Genomic DNA, 15876 nt, shown 5'->3' with positions numbered 1-15876 from the left:
GGAGGATTCCATGAACATTCGCTCCAACCCCGACACCACCCTGCCCGCCGTCACCACGGGCCCGCTTCCCTCGTCGCGCAAAATCTTTTCAACCCCCGACGCCGCGCCCGACCTGCGCGTGCCCTTGCGCGAAATCATCCTCTCGGAAGCCGCTGACGAACCGAACCTGCCGGTCTACGACACCTCCGGCCCCTATACCGACCCCTCCGTCGTGATCGACGTCAACGCCGGTCTCCCCCGCAACCGCCTCGCCTGGGTGAAGGAGCGCGGCGGCGTCGAGGAATATGAGGGCCGCGCCATCAAGCCGGAAGATAACGGTAATGTCGGCGCCTCGCACGCCGCAAAGGCCTTCACCGCGCATCACAAGCCGATCCGCGGCCTCGACGGCCACAAGATCACGCAACTCGAATTCGCCCGTGCCGGCATCATCACCAAGGAGATGATCTACGTCGCCGAGCGCGAAAACCTCGGCCGCAAAAAGCAGCTCGAGCGCGCGGAAGCCGCACTTGCCGACGGCGAAAGCTTTGGCGCGTCGGTGCCCGCCTTCATCACGCCGGAATTCGTCCGCTCCGAGATCGCGCGCGGCCGCGCCATTATCCCATCCAACATCAACCACGCCGAACTCGAGCCGATGATTATCGGCCGCAACTTCCTGACCAAGATCAACGCCAATATCGGCAACTCCGCCGTCACCTCCTCGGTGGAAGAGGAAGTCGACAAGATGGTGTGGGCGATCCGCTGGGGCGCAGACACCGTGATGGACCTCTCCACGGGGCGCAACATCCACACGACGCGGGAATGGATCTTGCGCAACTCGCCGGTGCCGATCGGCACGGTGCCGATCTACCAGGCGCTGGAGAAGTGCGAAGGCGACCCCGTCAAGCTGACCTGGGAGCTTTACAAGGACACGCTGATCGAGCAGTGCGAACAGGGCGTCGACTATTTTACGATCCACGCCGGCGTGCGCCTGCCCTACATCCACCTCACCGCCAACCGCGTCACCGGCATCGTGTCGCGCGGCGGCTCGATCATGGCGAAGTGGTGCCTGGCGCATCACAAGGAAAGCTTCCTCTACACGCATTTCGATGAGATCTGCGACCTCATGCGCAAGTATGACGTCTCGTTCTCGCTCGGCGACGGTCTGCGCCCCGGCTCGATTGCCGACGCCAACGACCGCGCACAATTTGCCGAACTCGAGACGCTCGGCGAACTGACGAAGATCGCGTGGGACAAGGGCTGCCAGGTGATGATCGAAGGCCCCGGCCACGTGCCGATGCACAAGATCAAGATCAACATGGACAAGCAGCTCAAGGAGTGCGGCGAAGCCCCGTTCTATACGCTTGGGCCGCTGACGACAGACATCGCGCCGGGCTACGACCACATCACCTCAGGCATCGGCGCCGCGATGATCGGCTGGTTCGGCTGCGCCATGCTCTGCTACGTCACGCCGAAGGAGCATCTGGGTCTCCCCGACCGCAACGACGTCAAGACCGGCGTCATCACCTACAAGATCGCAGCCCACGCCTCTGACTTGGCCAAGGGCCATCCGGTAGCCCAGCTCCGCGACGACGCGCTCTCCCGCGCCCGTTTCGACTTCCGCTGGACCGACCAGTTCAACCTCGGCCTCGACCCTGATACGGCAAAGAGCTTCCACGACGAGACGCTGCCGAAGGAAGCCCACAAGGTCGCCCACTTCTGCTCGATGTGCGGGCCGAAGTTCTGTTCGATGAAGATCACGCAGGATGTGCGGGACTACGCGGCGACACTGAACGATCCGACGAGTGTGGGGATGTCGGTGAGTGGCAAACTTGAGGACGGCCTGCCCTCCGAAGCCTTGGTGAAGGAGGGGATGGCAGCGATGAGCGCCAAGTTCAAGGAGATGGGGAGCGATCTCTATCTGGATGCGGAGAAGGTGAAGGAGAGCAATCGGGTGTTGTGAGCGCTACCCACTCACCGAAACCGCAATGACCGACAATCTGACCGGTGTCTGGGACGGCACCTTCGTTCAGCGGCAGGTTGGAATGGTCACGTTTCTCGCGACGCTCATCGAATCCGGTGGCGCGCTCACGGGAAACGTGACCGAGCCCTGCACGGTGCCAGCCTGCCCGATCAGCACCCACAACGCTTCGATTGCGGGTCATCGATCCGGCAGCGCCGTCTCGTTCATCAAGCGTTACGAGCCGCCCGGCCACGGCTATGGCACCGTCTCTTATGAGGGCTCGGTCAATGCCGAGGCGACGGAGATCGACGGGCGCTGGAAGGTGCCGGGGACGGCGGACTCCGGGACGTTTCTGATGGTTCGGTCAAGCAAGCCTGCAGAAGCGGTGGCGGCCGAACAACGGACCAAGGAGCCGGCGCCGTAGCGAGTTGCAACCGCAGCCCGGATGAGCGTAGCGAGATCCGGGAATCAGTCCCGCATACTGCTGCGCTCATGCGGGCTACATCTCCTCTCCACATCGTTTACTGATGCGGACACGTGCCTATTAACCTTCCGTTAACCATTCGCGCCCACGCTTCCCTGCGGCAGGGGGTGTGATTCCTGATGTTTCTGCTCCGCGTTTCGGAGCAAGCGTCGATCGGGAGGTGTTGATGCCCCAGGAGTACTGTGACGTGTACCTTGGCACGGATTGTGTTTCCGTGCCCGAGACTCCTCTTTCGGATTCTCAAGCCGCCCTTTCACCCCACGAGATCGTGCCGATGCTGATCGGCTCAACGGTCGAGGCGATCGAGCGCGAGCTCGTGCTGCAGACGTTGGCGCGCTGCCACGGCAATCGCACCCACGCAGCCCGCGTGCTCGGACTTTCGGTGCGCACGATGCGCAACAAGATCCGGCAGTATGCGTCTGATGGCGTCGACGTACCCGGGCACGGCTAGAGAGCGCCGCGCAACTCACGTTACTGATGGTTGAACCGGGATCGTCGGGACGCCGCTGGGATAGCGATGGGTTTCGCTTCGCTCTACCCATCCTACGCGACGCCGCGCTACTCCTCGAACATTTCCTTGAACAGTCGCTTCGCCCGCTCCAGCCCCTCATGCGTGAAGACCACCGACTTCACCTTGCCGACGGGATCGTGGATCATGCCTTTTTCGTGCAGGCGGCCGAGCACACTCCAGGCAAAAGCTTCCATGCCCGGTCGCCGTCATGCAGGGTCAAATAGAGCAGTGCCAGTACGGTGTCATCGAGCTTGTCCGTTTTGATGGCCATCGTGAACCTCTCGTCGCGCGATGTTGGCCCTATCGTAGCCCGCAGCGCGCGGGACGCAATCGCCATCCGGTACGTTCGCGATTCGCAGATTCGTAGGGTGGGCAAAGGCGCGCAGCGCCGTGCCCACCATCCCATCACCGATCGCGTTGCGCGATGGTGGGTACGGCGCTTTGCGCCTTTGCCCACCCTACGAACCGCGAACTGATTTGCGGCGCGCCCAAGCGAAACTTCAATGCGACTGCGGCAAAGCAACGCGACGGCGCAAATCACTTCTGATTATCAGAAATCGTGTCAAGCCCAAGAATCAAAAATATTCCGCTTAACTTTGAGGGCAAATCAGTCGCATAACTTCGCCCGTCTCACCCGTTGAGGGGCGCTCGCGATCGTCACGAACGTGCGGTGAGATGCGATGGACGCGGAAGGCGCGAGACGTACGCGCCGGACGCGTACGGCGAAGTCGTGTGGTTCTGGCGCCGCGGTGCTGGCGTTAAGTCCTTAAGAAGCGAAGCTTCTCGGGGACGACGGAGGCAAGAAAGCCGTTCTCCGGGAAGAGCACGAAGTAAGCCGTAAAGCCATTGCGCAGGGAAGGCCGGGATGCTCCCGCTGTACCTGTATGCTCGTGTGCGTGTTCTTGATGCGCAATGGCACACGAGACCGCGGGTGCAGCAAGCACCCGGTCTTCCCTGCGCCCTCTGTTTGAGAGAGCGGGAAGTTGAGAGCAAACCTCGGGCAGTTCATGTCGCGAGATCGCGAACGCATATTCAGTCGTCGTCACCCGCGAAGGCGGGTGACCCAGTATTCCAGAGACGCCAATGATTGAACCGAGAAGCCGCGGAGTACTGGATCCCCGCCTTCGCGGGGATGACGATCTTGATGACTGCCGGCAATCCGGCGTCATGATGCAGCGATCGGAAATCCAAATGGCGGGGAAAGAGCCGGCTTTTTTTCGATCAATCGTTCTACTTCAGATAGAATGACTTATTTTCGACGCAGGAAGAGCCAAGAGAAGGGCGGATATCGCGGTATCCGCCAACGAGATAAAAACACGGCAGGGAAGGATAAAAGTGGGTGAACTTCTGGGCTCTATCGTTTTTTCTTTGATTGTAATCGTTCTAATCGCCGGCGCATGGACCTGGATTTCGACGCTGTTCAGGAAAGGCGTCATGACGCTGCTCGGCTTCGATCGGGTCTGCGTGCAGCAGTTCGAAACCGTGCTGCTCTACCGGAACGGGCGTTTTGAAGAGGCCCTGATGCCGGGCCGGCACCGGATCCGCGCCGGCAGTCGCCAACTGGCGCGGATCGATTTGCGCCCCGAAGTGTTTCGGTTCATGCAAGGCGCGGTGTCCGCCGACCGCTTTGCGGTCAACCTCGTCTATGTCGTCCGGACGAAAATCGTCGATCCCAGGGCCGCTTTCGAGAGCACCCAGAACTACCGGGACGAGATCTTCATCCGCCTGCAGTCGGTCGCGAAAGCGGTGTGCAGCCGAAAGTCCCGCCTGGAAATTCAGATGGATCACCAGAGTTTTGGCAATAGCGCCCAGAAGGCCGCCAGCCAGGTGCTTCGCTCGATCGGTTGCGAATGCCTGACGTTCGAGCTGCTGCAAGTCGATTCCGCGGGGCTGATCGCGGAATTGGAGAACAGGCGCATGGGATTTGCCGCGCACCAGAGCTTGATGAAGGAAGCCTGAACCAATGTGATCCGGCACCCGTAGAGAGGTTGCCTATGCTGCGCCGATGCCGGTTTCGAAACAATTATCCTACGCCGGCGCGCAACCGCTACGGCTCGACACCGGCGGGGCCGGTACCGTGCGCAGCTCGTCTGCGCAAGCCGAATGGCTCTGGGATTGCGAAACTGCCCGCAATGCCCAACTCTTCTTTATCATCATCCATCCGGACGTCTCCGACATGAGCCAGACTAAACTGTTCGAGCCCTTCAAGCTTGGCCCGATTGCGCTGCCGAACCGCCTCGTGATGGCGCCGCTGACCCGCAACCGCGCGGTACCTCCAGGCATGGTGCCGAGCCCGCTCGCGGTCGACTATTACGGCCAGCGCGCCTCCGCCGGACTTCTCATCAGCGAAGCGAGCCAGGTTTCGCAGCAGGGCCAGGGCTATCAGGACACGCCCGGCATCTATTCGAAGGAGCAGGTCGAGGGCTGGCGCAAGGTCACCGACCGCGTGCACGAAAAAGGCGGGCGCATCTTCATCCAGATCTGGCATGTCGGTCGCATCTCGCACACCATGCTGCAGCCCGGCGGCGGCAAGCCGGTCGCGCCGTCGGCAATCCGAGCCAAGGGCAAGACATTTGTGGGCGGCACCTTCACCGAAATCTCCGAACCGCGCGCGCTGGAGCTGTCGGAAATTCCAGGGATCATCGATGACTTCAAGCGCGGCACCGAGAACGCGCTGGCCGCCGGCTTTGACGGCGTCGAGATCCACGGCGCCAACGGCTACCTGCTCGACCAGTTCGCGAAGGACGGCACCAACAAGCGCACCGATGCTTACGGCGGAGGAATCGAGAACCGCGCAAAGCTGATGCTGGAAGTATCGCAGGCGGTGGCCGCGATCGCAGGCCCCGAAAGCACCGGCATCCGCATTTCGCCGGTAACGCCGGCCAATGACGTCTCCGATAGCAATCCGCAGCCGCTGTTCGATCATATCGCGGATGGACTCAACGCGCTGAAGCTGAGCTACATCCACGTCATCGAAGGCGCGACCGGCGGCCCGCGCGATATCGCGCCGTTCGATTACGCGTCCTTACGAAAGCGCTTTGGCGGGGCCTATGTCGCCAACAACGGCTATGACTTCGACCTCGCGACGAAAGTGCTCGAAGCCGGCGCCGCCGACCTGATCGCATTCGGCAAGCCGTTCATCTCAAACCCCGACCTGGTCGAGCGGCTGAAGCAGGGCGCGCCGCTGAATGAGTGGGACAAGGCGACGTTCTACGGCGGTGGCGCGAAGGGATACACGGATTACCCAACATTGGCGGCGGCGCAGGCGGCGGAGTGAGGGGCGGTCGCAATCCAACCGTCGTCATTCCGGGATGGTCCGAAGGACCAGACCCGGAATCTCGAGATTCCGGGTTCGACACTTCGTGTCGCCCCGGAATGACAGCCGAAAAAAGGCCGGGATCGCTCCCGGCCTTTCGTCTGCATCACTCGTGCGTAACAGGCTTACTTCGCCTCAGCCCGCTTCGGCGGAGTGGCCGGCCACGACTTGATCAGCGCGTCGTAGTCGACGGTCTCGCCCTTCGGCTTCTCGTTCGCCAGCTTGCGCTGCGGCGCGATGGTCTTGTCTTTCTCGGCCTTGGCGAACCAGAACTCGGCGGTCTCCTTCTTGTTCAGCTTCGGCCCGCACTCCTTCTGCACGCCACTCTTCTCGAGACGCTCGAGCACCGAATCCTGGGCTGCGGCCAGCGCATCCATCGCGGCTTGCGGCGTCTTCGCACCAGACGACGCGTCGCCGATGTTCTGCCACCACAATTGCGCGAGCTTCGGATAGTCAGGCACGTTGTTGCCGGTCGGGGTCCACTGCACGCGCGCGGGCGAGCGGTAGAACTCGATCAGGCCGCCGAGCTTCGGCGCGCGCTCGGTGAACGACTTGTCCCAGATGTCGGATTCACGCACGAAGGTGAGGCCGACATGGCTCTTCTTCAGGCTGACCGTCTTGGAGTTGATGAACTGCAGATAGAGCCAGGCCGCCTTGCGGCGATCGGGCGGGGTCGACTTCAGCAGCGTCGCGGAGCCGGCGTCCTGGTAGCCGAGCTTCATGCCCTCTTTCCAGTACGAGCCGTGCGGCGACGGCGCCATGCGCCATTTCGGCGTGCCGTCCGCGTTCACGACTGCAATACCCGGCTTCACCATGTCGGCAGTGAAGGCGGTATACCAGAAGATCTGCTGGGCGATGTTGCCCTGCGCGGGCACTGGACCTGCTTCGGAGAAGGTCATGCCTTGCGCCTGGGGCGGAGCATACTTCTTCATCCAGTCGAGGTACTTGGTGATCGAATAGACCGCCGCCGGGCCGTTGGTGTCGCCGCCGCGCTCAACCGACGAGCCGACCGGACGGCAACCTTCCATGCGGATGCCCCATTCGTCGACCGGCAGGCCGTTCGGGATGCCCTTGTCGCCGTTGCCGGCCATCGACAGCCAGGCGTCGGTGAACCGCCAGCCGAGCGAGGGATCCTTCTTGCCATAGTCCATGTGGCCATAGACCTTGACGCCGTTGATTTCCTTGATGTCGTTGGTGAAGAACTCGGCGATGTCTTCATAGGCCGACCAGTTCACGGGAACGCCGAGCTCGTAGCCATGCTTGGTCTTGAACTTGGCTTTGTACTCCGGATTGGAGAACCAGTCGTAACGGAACCAATACAGGTTCGCGAACTGCTGGTCGGGAAGCTGATAGAGCTTGCCGTCCGGGCCCGTGGTGAAGGATTTGCCGATGAAGTCGTTGACGTCGAGCTGCGGGTTGGTGACGTCCTTGCCCTCGCCGGTCATGTAGTCCGACAGGATCACGGTCTGGCCGTAGCGGACGTGGGTGCCGATCAGGTCCGAATCGTTGATCCAGCCGTCATAGACGTTCTTGCCGGACTGCATCTGCGTCTGCAGCTTTTCGACGACGTCGCCTTCCTGGATCAGGTCGTGCTTGACCTTGATCCCGGTGATCTCGGTGAAGGCTTTCGCCAGCGTGCGCGCTTCATACTCGTGCGTCGTGATCGTTTCCGACACGACGTTGATTTCCATGCCCTTGAAGGGCTCGGCCGCCTTGGCGAACCATTGCAGCTCCTTCATCTGGTCCGCCTTCGACAGCGTCGAGGGCTGGAATTCGCTGTCGATCCACCTTTGATTGACGGCGTCGTCCGCACGCGCAGGTGCGGCAATGGTCACAGATGCGGCGATCAGCGCAGCCGCGCTGGTCATCGTCAGAAAGCTCTCCTTGGTCAAGGGACCGTTTCTTCCTCTCAAGCGTCGCATGTTGGATCCTCCGTTGCAGCGACAAACACATGTTCAGGCCCGGGTTGATCCCGGATCTGTCTTTTTCCGCCGTTTCAGACCGTGCGAAAGATCGCAACAGCCGAAACGAGCGAAATCAGGGTTGCGAGCCACAGGCTCGAAATCTCAACGCCCTCCCCGATCGGCAGCGTCAGAAGCGGATCGGTGCCGACAAAGGCGATCCACAGCAAATGGATGACGGCGGCAGTCACCAGCGAGATGAACAGCCGGTCGCCGCGCGTGGTTGGAATGCGCAGGATGCCGACGCGCTCGGCTTCGGGATAGGCGATTCCAAGCCATGTCATCACGCCGAGCGTCAGCGCCAGCATCACGAAGAAGATCGCGGTCGGCAGCGTCCAGGCCATCCATGCGATGTTTTCCATGGCTACACCCTGCCCAGCGCAAAGCCGCGCGCGATGTAGTTGCGGACGAACCAGATCACCAGCGCACCGGGGATGATGGTGAGCACGCCGGCGGCGGCCAGTAGCCCCCAATCCATGCCCGCGGCTGAGACCGTGCGGGTCATGATCGCGGAGATCGGCTTGGCGTTGACCGACGTCAGGGTGCGCGCCAGCAGCAATTCGACCCAGGAGAACATGAAGCAGAAGAACGCGGCGACGCCGATACCGCTCGCGATCAGCGGCACCAGGATCTTGACGAAGAAGCGCGGGAACGAATAGCCGTCGAGGAATGCGGTCTCGTCGATCTCGCGCGGCACGCCCGAGACGAAGCCTTCGAGAATCCAGACCGCCAGCGGCACATTGAAGATGCAGTGCGCCAGCGCGACCGCCCATGGTGTATCGAACAGGTTGATTGCCGAGTAGAGGTTGAAGAACGGCAGCGCGAACACCGCGGCCGGCGCCATGCGGTTCGACAACAGCCAGAAGAACAGATGTTTGTCGCCGAGGAAGCGGTAGCGCGAGAAGCCGTAGGCGGCCGGCAGCGCTACCGCAATCGAGATCACCGTGTTGATGATCACATAGTTCAGCGAGTTGATGTAGCCGGAATACCAGCTCTCATCGGTGAAGATGCGCCTGTAATTTTCCAGCGTCGGCTGGTGCGGCCACAGCGTCATCGTGGTGACGATCTCGGCATTGGTCTTGAAGCTCATGTTGACGAGCCAGTAGATCGGCAACAGCAGGAAGATCAAAAACAGCGAGATGATGAGGCGGCGGCCGGGAATCGAGTGCATCACGCGGCTCCCTTCTTCTCGGGACGCTCAGTCCCGACATTGGTCATGACGGTGTAGAACACCCAGCACACGATCAGGATGATCAAATTGTAGACGAGCGAGAGAGCAGCAGCCTTGCCGAGGTCGAACTGCCCGAGCGCGATCTTGACCAGTTCGATCGAAACGAAGGTGGTCGAGTTGCCCGGACCGCCGCCGGTCACCACGAACGGCTCGGTGTAGATCATAAAACTGTCCATGAAGCGCAGCAGCACGGCGATCAGCAGCACGCGGTTCATCTTCGGCAGTTGGATCGCCTTGAACACCGCCCAGCGCGAGGCGCCGTCGATCTGAGCCGCCTGGTAATACGCGTCCGGGATCGACTTCAGCCCGGCATAGCACAGCAGCGCGACGAGGCTGGTCCAGTGCCACACGTCCATCACGATGACGGTCGCCCAGGCATCGAACTCGTTGGAGACGTAATTATAGTCGAAGCCGAGGCTGTTGAGCGCATAGCCGAGCAGGCCGATATCGGGCCGGCCGAAAATCTGCCAGATCGTTCCGACCACGTTCCACGGAATGAGCAGCGGCAGCGCCAGGATGACGAGGCATACGGCGACGGTCCATCCCTCGCGCGGCATCGACAGCGCCACCACGATGCCGAGCGGCACCTCGATCGCCAGGATAATTGCGGAGAACAACAGGTTGCGGCCGAGCGAGGCCAGGAAGCGTCCGCCGAGATCGGTCGAGGGATCGAGCAACTCCTTGAACCAGCCGACGCCATTCCAGAAGAACTGGTTGTTACCGAACGTGTCCTGCATCGAATAGTTCACGACCGTCATCAGCGGCAGAATCGCGGAGAACGCGACCACCGCGAATACCGGCAGCACCAGAAACCAGGCTTTTTGGTTGACGATCTTGTCCATCAGGCAACCCCCTCGACCAGACGGCTGTCGGCATAGACGTGAACATGAGCGGGATCGAACACCAGCCCGACCATGTTGTCGGGCACGGAGAATCCGGGCGGCACGCGCGCGGCAAACTTGGCGTCGCCGATGCGAACGCGGGCGAAGCGCGCGCGACCGAGATCATCGATCCGTTCGATCGTGGCCGATAGCAAGCCGGACGCGGGAGCGGCGATATTGACAAATTCCGGCCGCACGCCGATTTCGATCTTCGCACCCGCCGGCAGTACGCCGTAATTGCGGTGCAGGCCGATGATGTGGCCGTCGATCCGGGCCTCATGCCCGCTCACGGCAGCCGGCACGATGTTCATGCCGGGCGAGCCGATGAAGTAACCCACGAATGTATGCGCGGGCTTGTCAAACAGTTCGGCCGGCGTGCCGCTCTGCACCACGCGGCCGTCATGCATGACCACCACCGTATCGGCAAAAGTCAGCGCCTCGGTCTGGTCATGGGTGACGTAGATCATCGTGAGATCGAGCTCGCGGTGCAGCGCCTTCAACTTCGAGCGCAACTGCCACTTCAATTCAGGGTCGATCACCGTCAGCGGCTCATCGAACAGCACCGCCGCGACGTCGGACCGGACCAGGCCGCGGCCGAGTGAAATCTTCTGCTTGGCGTCCGCGGTCAGGCGCGTCGCCTTGCGGTCGAGATAGAACGTCAGATCGAGGAGATCGGCGATCTGCCTCACCCGCGCCTCGACCTCGGCCTTCGGCACGCCGCGGTTCTGCAGCGGGAATGCGAGGTTCTGCCCGACCGTCATCGTGTCGTAGATCACCGGAAACTGGAACACCTGCGCGATATTGCGCTTCTGGGTTGACAGCGGCGTGATATCGGCGCCGTCGAACAGGATTTTTCCGCGCGACGGCGTGACGATGCCGGAGATCAGATTGAGCAGCGTGGTCTTGCCGCAGCCGGAGGGGCCGAGCAGCGCGTACGCCCCGCCCTGCCGCCAAATCATGGTCACCGGCTTCAACGCAAAGGATTCGGGCGCAGCGTCATTGCCGCCGTAGGAATGCGCGAGATCGACGAGGTCAATGCGTGCCATATCGCATCTCCCTCACATGCTCTTAGCTTTTGATGCGTTCTCTCCATGCGAAACGCTACGCATTTCGCTTGAAAACGCGATGGCTGGCGCTGCGACCAGGCGATCGGCGGCGTCGAACACGAAGACATTGTCGGGATCGAGCACGGCATCGAGCGTCTGGCCGGGCTCGTATTCATGCACGCCCGGCAGCACCGCAACCCAGTTGGAAGCGTCGCGGTTGAGATGCACGAAACTTTCCGAGCCGGTGATCTCAGTCACGGTGACAGTAGCGTGAAACGCGTGGCGGCCGGCGACGCCGTTCGCCACTTCGAGCTGGTGGGCGCGGAAGCCGACGCGATAGGGGCCATCGGAAAGCTGCGCATAGAGCCCGATGGCCGGCGCCTGGATGCCGCCGGCATATGCGACCTGCCCGTTCTTCTTCTCCATACCGACGATGTTGAGCGGCGGATCTGAGAATACCTGCGCGACGCGCAGCGTATCGGGACGGCGATAGACTTGCGATGTATTGCCGGCCTGAAGCACCTGGCCTTCCCACATGCACACCGTGTTGCCGCCGAGCAGCAGCGCCTCCGAGGGCTCGGTGGTGGCATAGACGAAGATCGCGCCCGACGCCTCGAAGATGCGCGGCAGTTCGGTGCGCAGCTCCTCACGGAGCTTGTAATCGAGATTGGCGAGTGGCTCATCGAGCAGCACGAGGTCGGCGCCCTTGACCAGCGCACGCGCGATCGCGGTGCGCTGCTGCTGGCCGCCGGAAAGCTGCAGCGGCGTGCGCTTCAGATAGGGCACGAGCCGCAAGAGTTTCGCGGCGTCCTGGACGCGGTGGTCGATCTCCTCGCGCGGCCGGCCCTGCACTCGCAAGGGCGAGGCGATGTTCTCGTACACCGTCAGCGAGGGATAATTGATGAACTGCTGATAGACCATCGCAACCGAGCGCTGCCGTACATCGGCGCCGGTGACATCGTTGCCGTCCACCAGCACGCGACCGGTTGACGGCTTGTCGAGACCGGCGAGCAGCCGCATGATCGAGGTCTTGCCCGACAACGTCGGCCCGAGCAGCACGCTCAGCGTGCCGCGCTCGAGCGTCAGCGAGACGTCGCGAATGGTCGCCATGCCGTCCACGGTTCGCGTGACATGTTCGAGCGTGACGCTCATGTCCGCCCTCCCGCTTCGCGCAAGGCACGTTCACCGGAGGCGTTGTTGGCCTTGATCCATTCGTCGAGCACGGCGACTTCATCGGCCGACAGTCGCAAGCCGAGTTTGGACCTTCGCCACACCACGTCTTCGGCGCTGCAAGCCCACTCGGTCGAAATCAGGTACCGAACCTCGCTTTCGGTCAAGGTAGCGCCAAACGCCTGACCTAGATCGGCCAATGATTTCGCATTGCCGAGCAATTTTGTCGCGCGCGTGCCATAGGCATGCGCGAGCCGGTTGGCATGCGCCGAGGTCAGGAACGGATACTTCCGCGTCAGTTCCGCCGTCAGCGCAGCGACCGCCGAAACATCCATATCGCCGCCGGGCAACGGCGCCTTGCCTGTCCAGCCTTCTTTCGTTTTGTCGCTGCTCAAATATGGCGAGAGCCGCTCCAGCGCCTCTTCGGCGAGGCGCCGATAGGTCGTGATCTTGCCGCCATAGATCGATAGCAGCGGCGCACCGCCGGGCGTATCGAGTTCGAACACGTAATCGCGGGTCGCGGCCTTGGCCTCGCTGGCGCCGTCATCATAGAGCGGGCGGACGCCGGAATAGGTCCAGACCACGTCTGCAGGCAGCACCGGCTTTTTCAGGTACTCACTGGCGGAGGCGCAGAGATACTGAATCTCCTCAGGGCTGGCTTTCACCTTGGCCGGGTCGCCGTCGTAATCGCGATCGGTGGTGCCGATCAGCGTAAAGTCGTCCTGATAGGGGATGACGAAGATGATGCGGCCGTCGGCATTCTGGAAGATGTAGGCGCGGTCGTGCTCATAGAGCTTGCGCACCACGATGTGGGAGCCCTGCACCAGCCGCACTTTTGCTCGCGCGTTGACGCCTGAGCCCGACGACAGCACCTGCTCGACCCACGGGCCACCGGCATTGACCAGCGCGCGTGCCTGGATGGTGGTGCGCTCGCCGCTGATGGCCTTCTCGACGGTCACGTGCCAGATGCCGTCCAACTGCCTGATCTCGACCGCGCGCGAACGGGTGTGAATTTCGGCGCCACGATCGGCCGCATCCCGCGCCGTGAGCACGACCAGGCGCGCGTCATCGACGAAGCAGTCGGAATATTCGAAGCCTTTTCTGTAGCGGTTGGCGATCAAGGGTTTGCCCACCTCGTCATGGAGGAGATCGACCGAGCGCGTCGGCGGCAGGAGATGACGGCCGCCGATGTGGTCGTACAGGAACAACCCTAACCTGAGCAGCCAGGCCGGCCGCAAGCCAGCGTGGTGCGGCAAAACGAAACGCAAAGGTCTGATAATGTGAGGCGCGATCTGCCAAAGGATTTCGCGCTCGATCAGCGCCTCGCGGACCAGGCGGAACTCATAATATTCGAGATAGCGCAGCCCGCCGTGCACGAGTTTGGTCGACCAGGATGACGTTCCGCTCGCCAAATCATTCATTTCACAAAGGAAAACGGAATTGCCCCGGCCCACCGCGTCGCGCGCGATACCGCAGCCGTTAATGCCGCCTCCGATAATGGCGAGGTCGAATATCCGATCCAACGAAACGCTTCCCCGGCGATCGCCTCTTCACTTCGGCGATTTTGCTTTCGAATGGGAGTTAATCACAAAGGAAAGCGAAAGCAAGTCGAAAGCGGGGAACCGGATCTCCTACTTGAGGCTAGGTTCAGGCTTGGCCGCACAGGTCCGTACCACGGGCTCAGACCGCGGCGCATTGGTCTCGTATCGGTCAGCCCGCAGCCACGGCCTCGACTTCGAGAAGCCACGCCTCGTCGAAGATACCAGCGATAACCACCGTGAGCGCGGTTTCCCGTCCACCAAGTACCTCGTTTCGCACGGCGCGATTGAGAAGAGCGTAGCGCCGGTCGGCAAGGTTCGGTGCATGACCAGATTGTCGAGGGTCATGCCGGCTGCCTTGAGCTGAGCCTCGACATTTCGCCAGGCAAGCCTGCACTGCGCTTCAAAGCCCTCAGGCACAGTGCCGTCGATGCCGAGCGGAATCTGGCCACTTACAAAAAGCAGACGGGTGTGACCGCTGACCTCCAGCGCCTGGCTGTAGCCAGTCGTCGGCACGGTGACTGTTTCGGCATTGATGCGTCGGATGTGCATTAGGTTTCTCCTGTCCTCGAAACATCACCTCGTGCACCGCTGCGCTCGTCGCGCACAAACCATTTTTCCTGGACAGTTAAGTCAGATTTTCTAATCTGCGCGCGCCTAACGCCCTATGGATGGAATCCTGGTGAGCTACAGACTGCCTCCGCTCAACGGACTGCGGGCCTTCGAGGCTGCCGGCCGTCATCTCAGCTTCAAACTGGCTGCGCAGGCCTCTCTTGTCGTTTGGCTTGGCATCGCCAACTGTCGGGAGTTCCTGAAAACGAGATCGCTGCTCGGCTCGCTCGGATAGTCGCGCGCTACTTCAGCCGCACCACGGTTGAAGCCGGCTCGCCGCCGGGCTCGTCGATATCGCCCGCCGGCTTCTCCATCGCCTGGACCACCTCGATGCCGCGGTGGCTACAGATGCTGGCAAGACCCGCGGGCAACGGCGCGTCGGTCACAAAGGTCTGGATCTGGCTGAGATGGGCGATGCGCACCGGCGCACTGCGACGGAGCTTTGTGGAATCCGCGACGAGCATGACGCTGCGGGCGTTAGCGATGATCGCTTGCGCCGCCTGCACTTCGCGATAGTCGAAGTCCAAGAGCGCGCCCTCCTCGTCGATCGCGGAAGCCCCGATGATAGCGTAGTCGACCTTGAACTGGCCGATCAGGCTGATCGCGGTCGAGCCGATCACCGCGCCGTCGGCACGGCGCACCGCGCCGCCCGCCACGATCACCTCGATGCGCGGATGCCGGTACAAAAGCATCGCGACGTTGAGGTTGTTGGTGATCACCAACAAATCTTCATGCGAGGTCAGCGCGCTCGCGACTTCTTCCGTCGTGGTGCCAATGTTGATGAACAGCGAGCAGCCATTCGGAATCCGCGATGCGGCGGCCACGCCGATCGCCCGCTTTTCCTCTGCCGCCACGAAGCGCCGCGCCTCATAGGCGAGGTTCTCCACGCCGGAGGCGATAATGGCGCCGCCATGGATGCGCGTCAGCGAGCGCTGGTCGCAGAGGTCGTTGAGGTCTTTTCGGATGGTCTGCGCCGAAACCTCGAAACGCTTGGCGAGGTCTTCCACCATCACCCGGCCAAAGGCGCGGGCGATGTTGAGGATTTCGGTCTGGCGATGGGATAATCCGGCCACGGCTGGCACCCTTTACAATATAGACTCCGGGCACAAAGTTGCCGTTATGGTGCGGCTGATTGGGGCAGCGGTCAACGAGGGAGATCGGCCGCAAAGGCGTTTGGCAGGGCGAAA

Annotated in this window: 13 protein-coding genes and 3 pseudogenes; 6 read left to right on the top strand and 10 right to left on the bottom strand. The window is 62.0% G+C overall.

All coding sequences use genetic code 11. The features are described 5' to 3' along the window. The first annotated feature begins 10 nt into the window (after positions 1 to 10). The 3 genes from thiC to YUO_RS0123935 all read left to right on the top strand — a co-directional run bounded on the left by thiC (position 11) and on the right by YUO_RS0123935 (position 2874). The gene (gene thiC, locus YUO_RS0123945) at positions 11 to 1939 is read left to right on the top strand and encodes a phosphomethylpyrimidine synthase ThiC (RefSeq protein WP_028349563.1); all 1929 of its coding nucleotides are present in this window, start codon (positions 11 to 13) and stop codon (positions 1937 to 1939) included. 25 nt (positions 1940 to 1964) lie between these two features. Beyond that, positions 1965 to 2363 carry a hypothetical protein gene (locus tag YUO_RS0123940; protein WP_028349562.1) on the top strand — a complete coding sequence of 133 codons (399 nt, stop codon included), beginning with the start codon at positions 1965 to 1967 and terminating at the stop codon, positions 2361 to 2363. A gap of 274 nt (positions 2364 to 2637) precedes the next feature. Then, the gene (locus YUO_RS0123935; RefSeq protein WP_028349561.1) at positions 2638 to 2874 is read left to right on the top strand and encodes a helix-turn-helix domain-containing protein; all 237 of its coding nucleotides are present in this window, start codon (positions 2638 to 2640) and stop codon (positions 2872 to 2874) included. A 107-nt stretch (positions 2875 to 2981) separates the two neighbouring features. Here YUO_RS0123935 and YUO_RS41480 read toward each other — a convergent pair. After that, positions 2982 to 3205, bottom strand: a pseudogene (locus YUO_RS41480) (DUF6429 family protein). A gap of 1163 nt (positions 3206 to 4368) precedes the next feature. Here YUO_RS41480 and YUO_RS43905 point away from each other — a divergent pair. Together YUO_RS43905 and YUO_RS0123920 are read left to right on the top strand one after the other, a co-directional pair. After that, positions 4369 to 4893 carry an SPFH domain-containing protein gene (locus tag YUO_RS43905; protein WP_156908736.1) on the top strand — a complete coding sequence of 175 codons (525 nt, stop codon included), beginning with the start codon at positions 4369 to 4371 and terminating at the stop codon, positions 4891 to 4893. A gap of 217 nt (positions 4894 to 5110) precedes the next feature. Beyond that, entirely contained in the window at positions 5111 to 6211 is a 1101-nt protein-coding gene (locus tag YUO_RS0123920; protein WP_028349559.1) for an alkene reductase, read from the top strand. 164 nt (positions 6212 to 6375) lie between these two features. Here the strand turns inward: YUO_RS0123920 and YUO_RS0123915 are convergent, their stop codons facing one another. From YUO_RS0123915 to YUO_RS41470, 8 genes and pseudogenes are all read right to left on the bottom strand, one after another. Continuing rightward, the gene (locus YUO_RS0123915) at positions 6376 to 8118 is read right to left on the bottom strand and encodes an ABC transporter substrate-binding protein (RefSeq protein ID WP_028349558.1); all 1743 of its coding nucleotides are present in this window, start codon (positions 8116 to 8118) and stop codon (positions 6376 to 6378) included. 128 nt (positions 8119 to 8246) lie between these two features. Further along, a complete protein-coding gene (locus tag YUO_RS0123910) occupies positions 8247 to 8573 on the bottom strand; it encodes a DUF2160 domain-containing protein (RefSeq protein ID WP_028349557.1) in 327 nt (108 codons plus the stop codon). Positions 8574 to 8575: 2 nt separating this feature from the next. Next, positions 8576 to 9382, bottom strand: coding sequence for a carbohydrate ABC transporter permease (locus YUO_RS0123905; RefSeq protein WP_028349556.1), 807 nt, complete (start codon positions 9380 to 9382; stop codon positions 8576 to 8578). After that, positions 9382 to 10284 carry a carbohydrate ABC transporter permease gene (locus YUO_RS0123900; RefSeq protein ID WP_028349555.1) on the bottom strand — a complete coding sequence of 301 codons (903 nt, stop codon included), beginning with the start codon at positions 10282 to 10284 and terminating at the stop codon, positions 9382 to 9384. The genes YUO_RS0123905 and YUO_RS0123900 overlap by 1 nt, the downstream gene beginning before the upstream one ends. Beyond that, a complete protein-coding gene (locus YUO_RS0123895; protein WP_028349554.1) occupies positions 10284 to 11369 on the bottom strand; it encodes an ABC transporter ATP-binding protein in 1086 nt (361 codons plus the stop codon). The genes YUO_RS0123900 and YUO_RS0123895 overlap by 1 nt, the downstream gene beginning before the upstream one ends. Before the next feature lie 12 nt (positions 11370 to 11381). Continuing rightward, positions 11382 to 12521 (bottom strand): ABC transporter ATP-binding protein, encoded by a 1140-nt coding sequence (locus tag YUO_RS0123890; RefSeq protein WP_028349553.1) that lies wholly within the window; start codon positions 12519 to 12521, stop codon positions 11382 to 11384. Beyond that, positions 12518 to 14062, bottom strand: coding sequence for a glycerol-3-phosphate dehydrogenase (gene glpD, locus YUO_RS0123885; RefSeq protein ID WP_028349552.1), 1545 nt, complete (start codon positions 14060 to 14062; stop codon positions 12518 to 12520). Before glpD ends, YUO_RS0123890 begins: the two co-directional genes overlap by 4 nt. 187 nt (positions 14063 to 14249) lie before the next feature. Further along, positions 14250 to 14629: pseudogene (locus tag YUO_RS41470) on the bottom strand (RidA family protein). A gap of 130 nt (positions 14630 to 14759) precedes the next feature. On the opposite strand from YUO_RS41470, the pseudogene YUO_RS46415 reads away from it, so the two are divergent. Further along, positions 14760 to 14840, top strand: a pseudogene (locus YUO_RS46415) (LysR family transcriptional regulator); the annotation flags it as partial. 91 nt (positions 14841 to 14931) lie between these two features. Here the strand turns inward: YUO_RS46415 and YUO_RS0123870 are convergent. Beyond that, positions 14932 to 15762: a DeoR/GlpR family DNA-binding transcription regulator gene (locus YUO_RS0123870; protein ID WP_028349550.1), complete on the bottom strand. Its 831-nt coding sequence runs from the start codon at positions 15760 to 15762 to the stop codon at positions 14932 to 14934. Positions 15763 to 15876 lie beyond the last annotated feature (114 nt).

The sequence above is a fragment of the Bradyrhizobium murdochi genome (assembly GCF_000472965.1).
GTDB lineage: Bacteria > Pseudomonadota > Alphaproteobacteria > Rhizobiales > Xanthobacteraceae > Bradyrhizobium > Bradyrhizobium murdochi.
This window is presented reverse-complemented; position numbering and strand designations above follow the sequence as displayed.

What these genes read in the sequence shown, in the direction of transcription:
- YUO_RS43905 (WP_156908736.1), top strand. Translation starts at nt 4,369, where the DNA reads ATGACGCTGCTCGGCTTCGATCGGGTCTGCGTGCAGCAGTTCGAAACC.
- YUO_RS0123900 (WP_028349555.1), bottom strand. Translation starts at nt 10,284, where the DNA reads ATGGACAAGATCGTCAACCAAAAAGCCTGGTTTCTGGTGCTGCCGGTA.
- YUO_RS0123910 (WP_028349557.1), bottom strand. Translation starts at nt 8,573, where the DNA reads ATGGAAAACATCGCATGGATGGCCTGGACGCTGCCGACCGCGATCTTC.
- YUO_RS0123905 (WP_028349556.1), bottom strand. Translation starts at nt 9,382, where the DNA reads ATGCACTCGATTCCCGGCCGCCGCCTCATCATCTCGCTGTTTTTGATC.
- thiC (WP_028349563.1), top strand. Translation starts at nt 11, where the DNA reads ATGAACATTCGCTCCAACCCCGACACCACCCTGCCCGCCGTCACCACG.
- YUO_RS0123890 (WP_028349553.1), bottom strand. Translation starts at nt 12,521, where the DNA reads ATGAGCGTCACGCTCGAACATGTCACGCGAACCGTGGACGGCATGGCG.
- YUO_RS0123940 (WP_028349562.1), top strand. Translation starts at nt 1,965, where the DNA reads ATGACCGACAATCTGACCGGTGTCTGGGACGGCACCTTCGTTCAGCGG.
- YUO_RS0123920 (WP_028349559.1), top strand. Translation starts at nt 5,111, where the DNA reads ATGAGCCAGACTAAACTGTTCGAGCCCTTCAAGCTTGGCCCGATTGCG.
- YUO_RS0123915 (WP_028349558.1), bottom strand. Translation starts at nt 8,118, where the DNA reads ATGACCAGCGCGGCTGCGCTGATCGCCGCATCTGTGACCATTGCCGCA.
- YUO_RS0123895 (WP_028349554.1), bottom strand. Translation starts at nt 11,369, where the DNA reads ATGGCACGCATTGACCTCGTCGATCTCGCGCATTCCTACGGCGGCAAT.